The organism is Pseudomonas sp. URMO17WK12:I6, assembly GCF_003253625.1.
Lineage (GTDB): Bacteria > Pseudomonadota > Gammaproteobacteria > Pseudomonadales > Pseudomonadaceae > Aquipseudomonas.
Window position 1 is genome coordinate 146256 of sequence record NZ_QKYZ01000004.1, and the last position, 15931, is coordinate 162186.

General features: G+C 60.8%; 14 protein-coding genes. 9 read left to right on the forward strand and 5 right to left on the reverse strand.

Going from position 1 to position 15931, the window contains the following annotated elements; genetic code table 11:
• Window positions 1-52: 52 nt before the first annotated feature.
• A complete protein-coding gene (locus F475_RS08885) occupies window positions 53-1036 on the reverse strand; it encodes a zinc-dependent alcohol dehydrogenase family protein (RefSeq protein ID WP_028939745.1) in 984 nt (327 codons plus the stop codon).
• A 34-nt stretch (window positions 1037-1070) separates the two neighbouring features.
• Entirely contained in the window at window positions 1071-1817 is a 747-nt protein-coding gene (locus F475_RS08890; protein ID WP_111453726.1) for a cyclic nucleotide-binding domain-containing protein, read from the reverse strand.
• A 215-nt stretch (window positions 1818-2032) separates the two neighbouring features.
• Here F475_RS08890 and F475_RS08895 point away from each other — a divergent pair, with 215 nt between their 5' ends.
• Window positions 2033-4414: a phosphoketolase gene (locus F475_RS08895; protein ID WP_111453727.1), complete on the forward strand. Its 2382-nt coding sequence runs from the start codon at window positions 2033-2035 to the stop codon at window positions 4412-4414.
• 16 nt (window positions 4415-4430) lie between these two features.
• Here F475_RS08895 and F475_RS08900 read toward each other — a convergent pair whose 3' ends face one another.
• The 3 genes from F475_RS08900 to groL all read right to left on the reverse strand — a co-directional run bounded on the left by F475_RS08900 (window position 4431) and on the right by groL (window position 8503).
• Window positions 4431-4856: a potassium channel family protein gene (locus F475_RS08900; protein ID WP_111453728.1), complete on the reverse strand. Its 426-nt coding sequence runs from the start codon at window positions 4854-4856 to the stop codon at window positions 4431-4433.
• A gap of 55 nt (window positions 4857-4911) precedes the next feature.
• Window positions 4912-6738: an ATP-dependent zinc metalloprotease FtsH gene (gene ftsH / locus F475_RS08905; protein ID WP_111453729.1), complete on the reverse strand. Its 1827-nt coding sequence runs from the start codon at window positions 6736-6738 to the stop codon at window positions 4912-4914.
• A gap of 148 nt (window positions 6739-6886) precedes the next feature.
• The gene (gene groL / locus F475_RS08910; protein WP_111453730.1) at window positions 6887-8503 is read right to left on the reverse strand and encodes a chaperonin GroEL; all 1617 of its coding nucleotides are present in this window, start codon (window positions 8501-8503) and stop codon (window positions 6887-6889) included.
• Window positions 8504-8801: 298 nt separating this feature from the next.
• Here groL and F475_RS08915 point away from each other — a divergent pair, with 298 nt between their 5' ends.
• The 8 genes from F475_RS08915 to F475_RS08950 all read left to right on the forward strand — a co-directional run bounded on the left by F475_RS08915 (window position 8802) and on the right by F475_RS08950 (window position 15919).
• The gene (locus F475_RS08915) at window positions 8802-9299 is read left to right on the forward strand and encodes a BCAM0308 family protein (protein ID WP_111453731.1); all 498 of its coding nucleotides are present in this window, start codon (window positions 8802-8804) and stop codon (window positions 9297-9299) included.
• A 73-nt stretch (window positions 9300-9372) separates the two neighbouring features.
• Window positions 9373-9606, forward strand: a complete 234-nt coding sequence (locus tag F475_RS08920; protein ID WP_111453732.1) for a hypothetical protein — start codon at window positions 9373-9375, stop codon at window positions 9604-9606.
• A 175-nt stretch (window positions 9607-9781) separates the two neighbouring features.
• Entirely contained in the window at window positions 9782-10666 is an 885-nt protein-coding gene (locus F475_RS08925) for a universal stress protein (RefSeq protein WP_111453733.1), read from the forward strand.
• Between the two features lie 72 nt (window positions 10667-10738).
• Window positions 10739-12502, forward strand: a complete 1764-nt coding sequence (gene acsA / locus F475_RS08930) for an acetate--CoA ligase (RefSeq protein WP_111453734.1) — start codon at window positions 10739-10741, stop codon at window positions 12500-12502.
• Entirely contained in the window at window positions 12499-13482 is a 984-nt protein-coding gene (pdhA, locus tag F475_RS08935) for a pyruvate dehydrogenase (acetyl-transferring) E1 component subunit alpha (protein WP_064616914.1), read from the forward strand. The genes acsA and pdhA overlap by 4 nt, the downstream gene beginning before the upstream one ends.
• Entirely contained in the window at window positions 13479-14465 is a 987-nt protein-coding gene (locus F475_RS08940; protein ID WP_111453735.1) for an alpha-ketoacid dehydrogenase subunit beta, read from the forward strand. The genes pdhA and F475_RS08940 overlap by 4 nt, the downstream gene beginning before the upstream one ends.
• A gap of 46 nt (window positions 14466-14511) precedes the next feature.
• Window positions 14512-15630, forward strand: coding sequence for a dihydrolipoamide acetyltransferase family protein (locus F475_RS08945; protein WP_018928201.1), 1119 nt, complete (start codon window positions 14512-14514; stop codon window positions 15628-15630).
• Window positions 15631-15640: 10 nt separating this feature from the next.
• The gene (locus tag F475_RS08950) at window positions 15641-15919 is read left to right on the forward strand and encodes an acyl carrier protein (RefSeq protein WP_111453736.1); all 279 of its coding nucleotides are present in this window, start codon (window positions 15641-15643) and stop codon (window positions 15917-15919) included.
• Window positions 15920-15931: the final 12 nt, after the last annotated feature.

A 15931-nucleotide genomic window follows, 5' to 3' on the forward strand; every position in this document is an offset into this window, starting at 1 on the left:
AGCGTTGTTGGTGGACGGTGCCGGAAAAAACACCGAACGGCAGGGGCGAGCGTCAGGGGACGAGCACGATCGCCCCTTTGACCTGACCGGCCCGCAGGCTTGCCAGCGCCTGATTGGCATCGTCCAGGGCAAAACAGGTGACGTCGCTGTGCACGGGCGTATGGCGCAGTTCGGCAAAAAACGCGGTGCCGTCTTCGCGGGTCAGGTTCGCCACCGAGCGGACGCTGCGTTCGCCCCACAACAGTCGATAGGGGAAGCTGGGGATGTCGCTCATGTGGATGCCGGCGCAAATCACACAACCGCCCTTGACGCTGGCCTCCAGCGCCAGCGGCACCAGCGCACCGACGGGGGCGAAGATCAGGCTGGCGTCGAGCGGATGCGGTGGTGGCTGATCCGAAGGGCCTGCCCACACGGCTCCCAGAGTCCGGGCATAAGCCTGGCCCTCGCTGTCGCCCGGTCGAGTGAAGGCGTACACCTGCTGCCCCCGGCCCCGCGCCACCTGAATCGCCAGATGCGCTGCCGCACCGAAGCCATAGAGGCCCAGGTGACGTGCACCTTTGGCCATTTGCAGGGCGCGAAAACCGATCAGCCCGGCACACAGCAGCGGTGCGGCTTCGGTGGTCGAGAGCGCGTCCGGGAGGGGGAAACAGAAGTGGGCATCGGCAACCGTGTAGTCGGCATAACCGCCATCCCGATGACAGCCGGTGAACTGTGCCCGGTCGCAGAGGTTTTCACGGCCCGAGCAGCAAAACGTGCACTCACCGCACGTCCAGCCAAGCCAGGGAACGCCGACGCGCTTGCCGACCCAGTCGGGCGAAACGTCGCCACCCACCGCTGTCACTTCACCGACGATTTCATGGCCCGGCACCCGCGGCAGCACTGCTTGCGGCAGTTCACCGTCCACTAAATGCAGGTCGGTGCGGCACACGCCACAGGCCAACACCTTGATCAACAGTTGCTGCGCGCCGGGCTGCGGCACGGGACGTTCTTCCCGTTGCAGCGGCTGGCCGGGGGCATGCAGAACCATGGCGCGCATGACGATTCTCCAAAAGCCGATGCACCGCAAGGCGTTACAGGGGGGATTCCCGGTGGCAGCCGGCGACCAGTTGCTTGAGCCCGTCCAGATTCAGCACTTTGACGTTACGCCCGGAAATCTCGACCAGTTCCGAGTCCCGTAGATGAGCGATGCCCCGACAAATGGTTTCCAGACGCAGGCCCAAGTAGGAGCCGATCTCTTCGCGACGCATCTTCAGCACAAAGTCTCGGGACGAGTACCCCCGAATGCTCAGCCGTTGCGACAGGTTCAGGAGGAAGGCGGCCAGGCGTTCATCGGAGTTCATGTTGCCCATCATCATCAGCAGGTTGTGCTCACGGACGATTTCCCGGCTCAGGATCTTGTTCATGTTGTGCTGCAACGAGGGCAGCTCCAGGGCGAGTTTCTCCAGTTGGGCGAAGTTGAAGGGGCAGACTTCACTGTCCTCCAGGGCAAAGGCACTGCAAGTGTGATGATCGTCGCTAATAGCGTCCAGACCGAGCATCTCGCCGGGGATCTGAAACCCGGTGACCTGCTCGCGGCCGTCGACCGACAGCATGCTGGTCTTGAATGAACCGATCCGCACCGCGTAGAGCGAGCGCAACGGATCGCCGGCCCGGTACAGGGCTGCACCTTTTTTAACCTTTACACGCTGAATGATCAGGGTATCCAGTCGTTCGACTTCGTTGCTGGTCAGGCCAATCGGCAGACACAACTCCAGAACGCTGCAATTGGAGCACGCGGCTTTCAGATAGTGATGTTGATATGGCCGGGTTTCAGGCATCGCAAAAACTCCCCCTGACAGGAGCTTAGAGCATAGTTCGGATCCCCCGTTTCAATCGGGCGTTTACAGATAGAATCGATGAGCGGGGAAAATCTTGTTCCTGTTGAGCCGGGATAGACGGCCCAAGACTTGATGTAAATCAAGTCTTAGGCCGTGCAGACACCCAGAATCGACGCATGTCTCCCGGTTTACCGGGGCCCCTGGCGGAGGACGTCATGAGCGATTTTCTGAGTGCCGAGCAACTGGAAGGGCTGGATGCCTACTGGCGGGCGTCCAATTACCTGGCGGTCGGGCAGATCTACCTCAAGGACAATCCGCTGCTGGCGGTGCCGCTGACGCTGGCGGATGTAAAGCCACGGTTACTGGGGCACTGGGGCACGACGCCGGGGTTGAACCTGATCTATACGCACCTCAATCGCCTGATCACGGCCCACGACCTGAACATGATCTTCATCGCCGGCCCCGGGCATGGCGGGCCGGCCATCGTGGCCCAGACCTACCTGGAAGGCACGTACACCGAGCTCTACCCGTCGGTGGGGCGCAATACCAATGGCCTGGCCCGACTGTTTCGGCAGTTTTCCTGGCCGTATGGCATTTCCAGCCATGTGTCGGCGCAGATTCCGGGATCGATCCATGAAGGCGGCGAGCTGGGCTACAGCCTGGCCCATGCCTACGGTGCCGCGTTCGACAACCCGGACCTGATCGTGGCGTGTGTGATTGGCGACGGCGAGGCGGAAACCGGGGCGTTGGCGGCCAGTTGGCATTCCAACAAGTTTCTCAACCCGGCGCGTGACGGGGCGGTGTTGCCGATTCTGCATTTGAACGGATACAAAATCGCCAACCCGACGGTGCTCTCCAGCATCAGCGAGGAGGAGTTGTCGGCGTTGATGTACGGCTATGGCTACGACCCATATTTCGTCGAAGGCGATGACCCGGCAGAGGTTCATCAAACCCTGGCCAGAACGCTGGACACCATCGTGCAGGAGATTCGCGACATTCAGCGGGGCGCGCGTCAACGATCGTCGTCCCGGACGCTGGAGCGGCCCCTGTGGCCGATGCTGATCTTGCGCACGCCCAAGGGCTGGACGGGGCCGACATTCGTCGATGGCCAGCGGGTCGAAGGCACCTGGCGGGCGCATCAAGTGCCCTTGGCCGACTTCCAGCAGCCGCAGCATCTGCGGCAACTGGAGGAATGGCTCCGCAGCTACCGCCCCGACGAATTGTTTGACGCCAATGGCACCCTGTTGCCCGAGATCGCGGCGTTGGCGCCGACCGGCCATCGGCGAATGAGCGCCAACCCCCACGCCAACGGTGGGCTGCTGTTGCGCGCGCTGGATCTGCCACGGTTCACCCAGTACGCGGTGAACGTCGAGGCGCCCGGTGGCCTGCGGGCAGAGGCCACGCGGGTGCTGGGCCGGTTTTTGCGCGACGTGATGAAATGCAACCTGACGTCGAGCAATTTTCGCCTGTTCGGCCCGGATGAAACCGCCTCGAACCGGCTGGATGCGGTGTATGAAGTCAGTGCCAAGGCGTGGATGGAGCCGCTGGGGCCTGATGACGTCAATCTGTCGGCCGATGGCCGGGTGATGGAGATTCTGAGCGAACAGGTGTGCGAAGGCTGGCTCGAAGGTTATTTGCTGACCGGCCGGCATGGGGTGTTTTCCTGTTACGAGGCGTTCATCCACATCGTCGACTCGATGTTCAACCAGCATGCCAAATGGCTGAAAACCGCCGCCGAAGTGCCATGGCGCAAACCCGTGGCCTCGCTCAACTATGTGCTCACCTCCCATGTCTGGCGCCAGGACCACAACGGTTTTTCCCATCAGGACCCGGGGTTCATCGACCTGGTGGCGAACAAAACGGCGGACGTGGTGCGGATCTACCTGCCGCCCGATGCCAATTGCCTGCTGTCAGTGGCCGATCACTGCCTCAGGAGCCGCAACTACATCAACGTGATCGTGGCCGGCAAGCAACCGGAGTGGCAGTGGCTGGACATCGATGCCGCCATTCGTCATTGCCAGGCCGGTATCGGACGCTGGGACTGGGCCTGCCGCGATGACAGCGATCCGGACGTGGTGATGGCCTGTGCCGGCGACGTTCCGACCCTGGAAACCCTGGCGGCGGTCACTTTGCTGCGCGAATACGTGCCGGATCTTCGGGTGCGGGTGGTCAATGTCGTCGACCTGATGGTCCTGCAGCCGTCGTACCACCATCCCCACGGTTTGCCCGACAGCGCCTTCGATGAATTGTTTACCGTCGACCGGCCGGTGATCTTTGCCTTCCACGGCTACCCCGCGCTGATCCACCGGCTGCTGTACAAGCGCACCAATCATGAAAACTTCCATGTTCGCGGCTTCAAGGACGAGGGGGCGACCACCACACCGTTCGACATGGCAGTGCTCAATAATCTGGATCGGTATCAGTTGGCCCTGGATGTCATCGAGCGCGTGCCCAGGCTGCACGATCAACTCCAGACCGCCCGGGCGCGCTATTGGGCGACGATGGAGAAACACAAGCTTTACCTCATCGAACACGGGCAGGACATGCCCGAAGTGATGGAGTGGCAATGGACGCCTGCGCCGGGCAATCAGGGCTGATGGACGGCTCCGGGCGTTACTTGCTCTTCCAGTACTTCTGCATCTCCAGAAACAGGAACGAAGCGGTCCAGGAAATCAACACCAGCCCCGTCAGTGCCTCCAACCCGGTCAGGTACTTGAGGTTACCCATGGGTGAAATATCGCCGAAACCGATAGTCGTGAACGTGGTGAAGGAAAAGTACACGCAGTCCATGAACGAACCATCGAAATTGCCGCTCAGGCTGCCCCATTCACCGGAGCGGATCAGCAGGTAATAGACCAGCGCGAAACACCAGACTTCTAACGCATGGGCCGCCATTGCGCCGAATACCCCGACGACGATCCGGAAGCGGCTCCAGAGTTTGAGCCTGGGCAGCCAATCGTTCAGGCGCAGCAGGCATTCGTAGTGAATCACCACCGTGATGACCACCACCAACGTGTTGATTAGCGTGACTGCGAACATGATGAGCCTTCAGCGATGGGGGCAGGGCGCCGTCTGCGGGCGATTGTTCGCAGCGTCATGGGGCTGGTAATGCCGGGGTGGGCTTGAATGGCATCAGCGCCGGGAACTCCTCGGGCGTGAGGGTTTCCTTTTCCAGTAACAGGCGGGCGCCCTCGTCCAGGTCGGCTCGACGACTCTGGAGCAACGCCTTGGCCCGTTGGTAGGCTTCATCGAGCAGGGCGCGAATACCCAGGTCGATTTCCCGGGCGGTCTGTTCCGAATAATCCTTTTCGCCCATCGTGGCCATGCGATCTCCCAGGTACGTTGGGGTTTGCTTTTCCAGCACCGATTGTCCGAGCTCGGGGCTCATGCCGAAGCGGGTGATCAGTTGCCGGGCGATATCGGTCGCGCGGCCCAGATCGTCGGCGGCCCCGGTGGAGATCTGGCCGTAGACAAGGTCCTCGGCGGCGCGTCCGGCCATCAGCACGACAATCCGGTCCTTGAGTGTCTGGCAACTGATCAGGAAGTGATCCTCGGTCGGTCGCTGCAAGGTATAGCCCAGCGAGCCGATGGCCCGGGGCACAATCGACACTTTATGCACCGGGTCCATGGCCGGCAGGCTGCTGGCGGCCAGGGCATGCCCCATCTCGTGATAGGCCACCACCCGGCGCTCGTCGGGATCGAGCAGGCTGCTCTTGCGTTCAAGCCCCGCGATAAGGCGTTCCACCGCGGCGGTGAAGTCGTTCAGGCTGACCGCCTCGGCGCCGCGACGGGTGGCGACGATGGCCGCTTCGTTCACCAGGTTGGCCAGGTCGGCGCCGGTGAAACCAGTAGTGATTTCGGCGATACGTGCGCTATCGAGGCCTGGTTCCACGGTGATTTTCTTCAGATGAACCTTAAGAATCGACTGCCGCCCTTTGCGATCGGGACGGTCGATCAGAATCTGCCGGTCGAAGCGCCCTGCGCGCAACAGCGCCGGATCAAGGACCTCTGGCCGGTTGGTCGCAGCCAGCAAAACCACGCCCTCCCGGGGATCGAAGCCGTCCAGCTCGGCCAGTAACTGGTTGAGGGTCTGTTCTTTTTCGTCATTGCCGCCCAACACGCCGACGCCACGCATCTTGCCCAGCGCATCGAGTTCATCAATGAAGATGATGCAGGGTGAGGCCTGGCGGGCCTGTTCGAACAGGTCGCGGACCCGGGCCGCACCGACCCCGACGAACATTTCGACAAATTCGGACCCCGAAATCGAGAAAAACGGCACACCGGCTTCACCGGCGATGGCTTTGGCCACCAGGGTCTTGCCGGTGCCTGGCGGGCCCACCAGCAAGGTGCCCTTGGGGATGTGCGCACCCAGGCGTGCGTATCGGGCCTTGTCCTTGAGGAACGAGACGATTTCCACCAGTTCGGCCTTGGCTTCGTCAATGCCCGCGACATCGGCGAAGGTCACTCCAGTGTCGCGTTCGACAAAGATCCTGGCCCGCGACTTGCCGACATTCATCAACCCGCCAAGGCCTTGTTTGTCCGCCATCCCGCGAAACAGGAAATGCCAGAACACCATGATCATTATGAACGGCAACAACCAGCCCAACAGGCTGTTCATAAAGGTGTTTTCGTTGACCCCGGTAAAACCGACGCCCGATTGGGAGAGTTCGGTCGCCAGCGACGGATCGACCCGCACCGTGGAGAACCGGTCGCGTCCGTCGATGGGTTCCACCAATTTGCCGCTGATCCGGTCTTTGTCGATCTGCAAGTCACTGACTTTTTGCTCGTTCAACAATTGCATGAACTGGCTGTAGGGCAGGGGCTGCACGGCCTGGCGCTCGACAAAGAAGACCTGCATGAGGCCCATGACGATAAAAGCAATCGCCAAGTAGGACAGGTTCCACTGGTCGTTCTTTTTCATGGCCTTGGCTCAGAGTGTGAACGCATATCGGTAAGCCAGCGGCCATCCCGTTTACTATAAAGATAGCCTGCTTCAGCTTCTCCCTCGCGCAGGGCGCCGGATGATGTGCACAGAGACCTCGGGTCTGGATCACCTCACCTCGTGCCGGTCATTCAGGGAACGGTGGCTGGGCAGGCGATTCCTTTTCTGGAATATCCGTCATGGTCGCCTCGGTGAGCAGCAGGACACTGGCGACCGACACGGCATTTTCCAGGGCAATGCGTACCACTTTGGTCGGGTCGATGATGCCGGCTTCGTACATGTCCACATAACAATTGGTTGCCGCATCGAAGCCCACGTTGCCCGGTTCGGCGAGCATGCGGGCAATGACCACGCCGGCATCCACCGCCGAGTTTTCAGCGATGAACCGGGCCGGTGCTTCCAGAGCCCGACGCAGAATCTGCAGGCCGGTTTTGACATCGCCCTCATGGCTGGCTTCCTCGGCTGCGATCATCGGCACCGCCTTGAGCAGCGCCAGGCCGCCCCCCGGAACAATGCCTTCGGCGATCGCTGCCCGGGTCGCGGAAATCGCATCGTCGAGTGCATCCTTACGCGCTTTCATTTCCGCTTCGGAAGGCGCGCCGACGCGGATCACCGCCACGCCGCCAGACAGCCTGGCCAGGCGTTCCTGCAGTTTTTCCCGGTCGTAATCGCTGGTGGTGTTGTCCATTTGCACGCGGATCTGTTGCAGGCGCGCCTCGATAGCTTCGCGTTTACCTGCGCCGCCAATCAGCGCGGTGCTGTCTTTTTGCACCACGACGCGATGAGCCCGGCCCAACTGGCTCAATTCCACCTGTTCGAGGCTGATCCCCAACTCATTGGAGATCAGGGTTGCGCCGGTCAGAACGGCAATGTCCTGAAGCATTTCCTTGCGTCGATCACCGAAGCCTGGCGCCTTGATCGCCACCGCGCGCAATACCCCCCGAATATGGTTGACCACCAACGTGGTCAACGCTTCACCCTCTATGTCGTCGGCGATCAGGACCAGTGGCTGGCCACTTTTGGCAATCAGTTCCAGCAATGGCAGCAGGTCTTTGAGCACGCCGATCTTATGGTCACAGAGCAGCAGGTAGGCATCGTCGAGTTCGGCCTGCATCTTCTCGGTATCGGTCACGAAGTAGGGCGAGACATATCCACGATCCAGGCGCATCCCTTCCATGACCTCGACCACTGTTTCGGTGGTCTTGGACTCTTCGACACTGACCACGCCTTCAATGCCGACCTTTTCCAGAGCGTCGGCCACCAGCTGACCGATGACCGCGTCGTTATGGGCCGAAAGCGTGGCGACCTGGGCCTTTTCCTTGGGGGTGCTGACCGGGCGCGATTGCGCCAGCAGTGATTGCATGACCAGAGAAAGCCCCCGGTCCATGCCGCGCTTGAGGTCGATCGCACTGGCACCGGCGACGACGTTGCGGATGCCGTCAGCCAGGATTGCATGGGCCAGCACCGTTGATGTGCTGGTCCCGTCCCCGACGGCCTCGCCGGTGCGTTCCGCCGCCTGACGCAGCATTTGCGCACCCAGATTCTCCTCGGGGTCCAGCAGGTCGATCCGTTTGGCAATCGTCACGCCGTCATTGCAGACCGTCGGATTGCCCCATTTATTCTGGATCAACACCGATTTCGATTTCGGTCCCAGGGTCACCCGGACAGCGTCCGCCAATTGTGTGGCTCCGCTGAGGATTTTCTCGCGAGCGCCAGCACGAAACAGGATTTTAGTGTGAGCCATCAGGTTGTTCTCCTGAAGAGTTCTGCATTGTTTCAGCTTCTATGAAATGGCACGTGCAGCGTTGATTTTTATCAACAAAGTCACACAGGCAGGCGTGCAGTCGCAGTACGTACCGTTCGGATGATCGACCGTCGGTTGTTGGCCCGAATTGACAAATATCAACCTGCGCCGCAGCAAACCGGGCCCAAATGAAATCTTCAAATCCACCGTGTTTTCAGTGAACCTGACTGGAAGGGGGGGCGATTTGAAAACACGGTTCGCGTGGGATTTTTAGCCAACTCATTTGCGAGGAAAGACCATGGACAAGTTTCAGCAGAGTCAGAAAAACCAGCTGTTCAAAACACCGGCCCATGATCCTTATTGCTTGCCGAAAATCGAAGGCTCTGCCGTCTGCCCGCAGTGTGGGGCCGCTTACCAGGCAGGTAACTGGACCTGGAAAGTTCCTGAAAACACGGTGGTTCATGATGCGCAATCAGTGACCTGCCCAGCCTGTCAGCGTACCAATGACAACAAGCCGGCGGGTACGCTCACGCTATCGGGCAGCTTCTTGCCCGCGCATCGAAACGAAATCATCAACCTGATCGAAAACACCGAGAAAAAGGAAAAAGCGGAACATGCCCTGGAGCGCATCATCGGCCTGGCCGACTCCGAGGGCGCGCTGGTTGTGACCACCACGGGCATCCATCTCGCGAACCGCTTGGGTCATGCACTGAAAGCGGCCTTCAAGGGGCACGCCGATTATCAGTACAGCGATGACGAGTTCGGGGTGAACATCGACTGGACGCGTAACGAGTAGAACCGGGGGAAGGTGTACTCGACGCTACAAAACTTGAAGAAATGACAGGAGGTCGGGATCGAGGAGTACGACCATGATCGCCAATGATTCAACGACAAAATCCGCCGCCTGTTCTGAATCAATCAATCGTTGCGCGGAGCTCTTTTCCGAAGCCGACCGACTGAGCAAGCAAGCCTATGCGTTGTTGAGCGAGCCTGTTTCGACCCAGACGATACAGCGATTTTCTGCAGCGAAAAAACTGGCGGATGACAAATACCGTCAAGCCCACCAGGAATGGTTGAAAACCATGAACAAGAGCGACTCATGATGGAGGGCTGCTGCCGGTAACCTGCCCGGCGAAGGTATTTGATTTATATCAACGCCAAAGCGATTCCAACGGAGGAGTCTGGGGTGACGCTGGTGCCTGGTCCAGCGAGGGCGCACCGACCGCGCCCTCGCAACAGGCCATGGCGCGTTGAAGCCCACCTGCCTGGAGTCAGATCATGAGCCAGTATCAACGGTTGTTATTGATCATCAACCCGGCCCTGCGCCAGTCTCCTGCGATACAACATGCGGCGGCCCTGGCCAAGGCCAGCGGGGCACGTTTGCATATCGCTGCCTTGATAAAGTCGTTGGATATTCTGTCGCTGCTTGAAGAGGGCGTGCGGGAAACGGCGCGGGAGACCTACTTGCAGGACCACCGCGACTGGTTGAAGTATCAGGCAAAAAATATCCGTGGCCTGGGGATCGAGGTGACGGCAGAAGTGGCCTGGGCCGATGACCTGCAGCAGGACATTCTGGATCACGTCACGGAAATGCAGCCTGACCTGTTGATCAAGGAGGTTCAGCATGAATCGGCGCTCAAGCGCGCGTTCTTCACTCCGCTGGATTGGCACTTGCTGCGCCACTGTCCAGTGCCGGTCTATCTGATTGGCGGCAGTGGCCATACCTTGCCGCACAAGATCGTGGCCGCCGTTGACGCTTCGGGTACCGATGCCGACAAAGAGTTGAATGACCGGATCATCCAGCAGGCCAATGGCCTTGCGCTGCAGTGCAATGCCGAGTTGCACCTGCTGTATGCCTGCGACACGACAGACTATCTGGGCGATATGGGCGGCGGCGGCCTGACTCTGTCGCAGCTGACCAAGCAGTTGCGCAGGGAACTGGAGAAATCATTCCTGGCGCTGGCCGGTCGGTACGGTGTGGCCTCTGACCGCCGGCATTTCATTCTGGGGCACCCGGTCTCGGCGCTGAGTGAGTTTGCCGAGGAAAATCAGGTGGACGTGATCGTGATGGGCAGAGTCCAGTCCCATGGATTGAACAAACTGGTGGGCAGCACGACCGAACATATTCTGTATCAGGTGCCTTGCAGCGTCCTGGCGGTCTAGGGACAGTCCCGTTCACGGTTGATCACACCCCTGGGTGACGGGTTGTGATGAACAGCCGTTGAGGTGAAGCCCATGCATTTGCCGATGATCAAAAAGAAACTCACCCGTTTGCCGACAAAGCCCAATTGGCTGGACAGCGAGCAAGCCCGCGCAGCCTTTTCTTGGCAGGTGGAGGCGCTCGAATTGGCCGGATTGCCAGGGGGTGGCATGAACCTCGCCTATGAGGCGGTGGATCGGCATGCAATGGGAGGGGAGCGTGAACATACGGCGTTGCGCATTCTCGATCGCCATGGCGGGCACCGCGACATCAGCTATGGGCAACTGAGCACGCTGACTAACCGCTTTGCCAATGTGCTGAAAACATTGGGCGTGGCCCCCGGTGAACGCTTGTTTGTGCTCTGTGGCCAAGGGCTGGAGCTGTATCTGGGCGTGCTCGGTGGCTTGAAGCTCGGTTGCGTGGTTTCGCCGTTATTCTGCGCGTTCGGCCCCGAGCCCATCGAAACCCGGATGCGTCTTGGTGAAGGCAGCGTGCTGTTGACCAGCGAAACTCTTTATCGACGCAAGATCGCGGCGGTTCGTGAGCATTTGCCGGCACTCAAGCATGTACTGCTGTATGACGCCGAGGGTGGGGATACGAACGCCGTTGAGGGCACCCTCAACGTGCATCGATTGCTGGCCGAAGCCGCTGACGATTTTGACATCGCCCGGACAACGGTCGACAGCCCCGCACTTTTACACTTCACCAGCGGGACGACCGGCACCCCCAAAGGCGTGTTGCATGTGCACGGCGCCGCGTTGACGCACCGGGCCACCGCCAAATACGCCCTGGATTTACACCCTGAAGATATTTACTGGTGCAGCGCCGATCCGGGCTGGGTCACGGGGACTTCATACGGGATTTTCGCGCCGTTGCTGATGGGGGTGACCAGCGTGGTCGAGGGCAACGAATTCGATGCCGAACGCTGGTACAGGATTCTCGAAGAGCAACAGGTGACGGTCTGGTACACGGCACCGACGGCCATTCGCCTCTTGATGAAAGCCGGTGACGCCTTGGCGCGCCGCCATCACTTTCCCTGTCTGCGGTTTATTGCCAGTGTCGGTGAGCCGCTCAATCCCGAGGCTGTCTGGTGGGGCAAAGAGGTGTTGGGGCTGCCGATCCACGACAACTGGTGGCAGACCGAAACCGGCGGAATCATGATTGCCAACACGGTCTCGATGGCCATTAAACCGGGCTCCATGGGCAAACCGTTGCCCGGTGTCGAGGCGGCCATCGTCGAGCGCAAGGCGGACGGTTCGCTGGTGTTTCTCGAGGCAAATGAAGTCGGTGAACTGGCTCTGAAACGACCGTGGCCCGCCATGTTCCGTACTTATCTGGGGCAAGAGGAGCGCTATCGACAGAGCTTCGTCGGTGAGTGGTACCTCAGTGGTGATCTGGTGCGTCGCGATGCCGACGGTTATTACTGGTTCGTCAGCCGCGGCGACGACGTCATCAAGTCGGCCGGGCACCTGATCGGCCCGTTCGAGGTGGAAAGCTCACTGATGGAACATCCGGCGGTGGCCGAGGCTGCCGTGATTGGCAAGCCCGATCCTCTGCTGGGTGAAACCGTGAAGGCGTTTGTTTCGCTCAAGAGCGGATTCACCGCCAGCCCGGCCCTGCACGATGAATTGCTGGGCCATGGACGCAAGCGTCTCGGTGCCGTGGTCGCGCCAAAGGAACTGGCGTTCATGCAGGCACTGCCGCACACCCGCAGCGGAAAGCTCATGCGACGTCTGCTCAAGGCCCGGGAGCTGGGTTTGCCGGAGGGCGATACTTCCAGCCTGGAGAATCCGTCATGAGCCTGCAATCGTTGCCCAAGGACTTTGCTCTCGACTTGCTGCGAGACATGGTGCGCATCCGTCGTCTTGAGGAGCGCGCCGGCGAGCTGTACGGGGAGGGCAAGATCCGTGGCTTCCTGCACCTGTACATCGGTGAAGAAGCGGTGGCGGTCGGCGCTTTGCATGCGCTGGCAGCCGACGATGCGGTGGTCGCGACGTATCGCGAACATGGCCATGCCCTGATCAAGGGAGTGCCCATGAACACCATCATGGCCGAGATGTACGGGCGCCAGGAAGGCTGCTCGCGAGGGCGTGGCGGTTCGATGCACTTGTTCGATGCCGGTACACGTTTCTTCGGCGGCAATGCCATCGTCGCCGGCGGCTTGCCACTTACTGTCGGCCTGGCGCTGGCCGAGCGTATGCAGGGTGGATCACGGCTCTCCACCTGCTTTTTCGGTGAAGGTGCCATGGCGGAAGGGGCGTTTCACGAGTCGATCAACCTGGCCGCCTTGTGGCAGTTGCCGATGCTGTTTTGCTGCGAGAACAACCTCTATGCCATGGGCACGGCCCTGGAACGTTCGCAGTCGCAAACCGACCTGTGTGCCAAAGCTTCGGCGTACAAGGTCCAGACCCGGTCTGTCGATGGCATGGATGTGGTCGCGGTGTACGAAGCCACCCGTGAGGCGGTTGAACATATCCGGCAAGGGCGCGGGCCTTTTTTCCTGGAGTTTCGTACCTATCGGTTTCGCGCCCACTCGATGTTCGACCCGCAGCTGTATCGCGACAAGGCCGAGGTGGAGCAGTGGAAGACCCGCGGACCGATTCACACCTACAGTGCCCGGCTCAAGGCCGAAGGCCTGTTAGACGAACCCGGTTTTCTGGCGATCCTGGCCCAGGTGGACGCTGAAGTGGAGGCCGCCATCGCTTATGCCGAAAGCGCCAGCCTGGAACCGCTGGAGGATCTGTCTCGCGATGTCTACACCCCGAGGGCCGCGCCATGAGCACTCGCATGACCTACCGCGATGCGTTGCGCGAGGCACTGCGTGAGGCGTTGCAACGGGACTCTCGGGTATTTCTGATGGGCGAAGATGTCGGTCGTTACGGTGGCAGCTATGCCGTCTCTTTGGGGCTGCTTGAAGCATTCGGCCCGGAACGCATTCGAGATGCGCCGTTGTCCGAATTGGGCTTCGTGGGGGCCGGTATCGGGGCGGCGCTGGGGGGCATGCGGCCGATCGTAGAAATCATGACCGTGAACTTCAGCCTGCTCGCCCTCGATCCTCTGATGAACACCGCTGCTGCCCTGCGGCATATGTCCGGCGGACAATTCTCGGTTCCTCTGGTGGTGCGCATGGCGACGGGCGCGGGACGTCAGCTTGCGGCGCAACACTCTCACAGCCTCGAAGGCTGGTATGCGCATATCCCCGGGCTGAAAATTCTCGCCCCGGCGACCGTCGAGGATGCACGCGGCATGCTCTGGCCTGCGCTGCTGGATCCGGACCCGGTGCTGATTTTCGAACACGCCCAGCTCTACAACATGGAGGGTGATACCGGCGACTGGAAGGCTCTGGATATCAGTGCCGCCAAGGTCCGTCGAGTCGGCAAGGACCTGACCCTGATTGCGTATGGCGGCACCCTCGGCAAAGCCCTGACGGCGGCTGAGCAACTGGCCGGGGAGGGCATTGATTGTGAAGTCATCGACCTGCGGGTTCTGCGCCCTCTGGATGACAGCACAATCATGACCTCGGTCTGCAAAACCCGCCGCGCCCTCGTCGTCGATGAAGGCTGGCGCAGCGGCAGCCTGGCAGCGGAAATCATCACGCGGATCGTCGAGCAGGGCTTTTACGAACTGGATGCACCGCCAGCGCGGGTGTGCAGCGCCGAAGTGCCGATGCCTTATCCCCGGCATCTTGAAGAAGCCGCACTGCCTCAAGTGTCGACGATCGTCGCCGCCGCACATGAGCTGTGCGAGGGGAATGCAACGTGATGACAGGCATGTACCGCGTCCAGGTATCGGGCCAGGAGGGGCAACCATGATCGAATTCAAATTGCCGTCGCTGGGAGCTGATATGGATGAAGGCACGTTGCTGGAATGGAAAGTCCATCCCGGTGATGCGGTCAAGCGTGGTCAGGTGATTGCCGTCGTCGATACGGCCAAGGCGGCTATCGATGTGGAGTGCTGGCACGATGGCACGGTGTTGCAACTGCTGATCGATGTCGGCGCCAAGGTGCCTGTCGGTACCGTCATCGCGCAGTTGCTGGAACCGGGTGAAAGTCCGCAGAGCGCGCGACGGACAGCGACGCCCGCGCCTGTGCCGCGTGAGGTGGAAAACCTTTCTGCGCAGCGGCCGAAGATTTCCCCCGCAGCGCGCAAGCGCGCGGCCGAACTGGGGCTCGATGCCAGTCAGTTGCAGGGTCATGGTCCACACGGCGTGGTGACCCTGGAAGATGTCGAAGCAGCCGCCCGTGTGGCGCCGGAACCTGACCGCAACCAGGCCATGCGTCACACGATCGCGGCGGCGATGAGTCGTTCGAAACGCGAGATTCCCCATTACTACCTGAGCGAAACCATTGCCCTGGATAAGGCCATGGCCTGGCTGCAGGCACACAACGCGCAAAGCCCATTGCCGGAGCGCCTGTTACCCGGTGTCTTGCTGCTCAAAGCGGTGGCGTTGGCCTTGCGCGACTATCCACAACTCAACGGTTCCTGGCAGGACAACGGCTTTAAACCGGCAGCCGATACAGACCTTGGCGTGGCAATCACCTTGCGCCAGGGCGGGCTGGTCGCCCCGGTCCTGCGGCATGTGGCCGACACATCCTTGACCGATCTGATGCGTGAGCTGTCCAGCCTGGTGGAGCGCGCCCGCAGCGGTTCTCTGCGCAGCTCCGAACTGGGTGGCGCCGGCATCACGGTCACCCAGCTCGGCGATCAGGGCGTAGACAGCGTACTGGGGGTGATCTACCCACCCCAGGTTGCCTTGGTCGGTTTCGGCCGTATCGGCGAGCGGCCCTGGGTCAAGGATGGCCAGTTGTGTGTGATGCCCACCGTCGTCAGCAGCTTGTCAGCCGATCATCGGGTCAGCGATGGTCACTACGGCGCACGCTTCCTGGGGGAAGTCCGTCGTTTGTTACAAACCCCAGAGAATTTGTGAGGGTGAGCCCATGGACCCGCTATCGGTACGCAATCAGGTGTTGAACGCGTTGAAGAGCATCGCTCCTGAAGTCGACCCCGAGCAATTACCCGGTGACCGCCCGCTACGCGAGGAGGTTGATCTGGACTCCATGGATTGGCTTCGCCTCATCGAGGCCCTGAATCGGAGCCTGGGGGTGGTCATTCCTGAAGTCGATTACCAACAGGTCGACACCCTGGACAAGCTCGTCGCGTATCTGATGCAAAAGGAAAAAACCGGCGGACAGGCGCCATCGATAGGTAGTCGATGACGCTGACGGGCG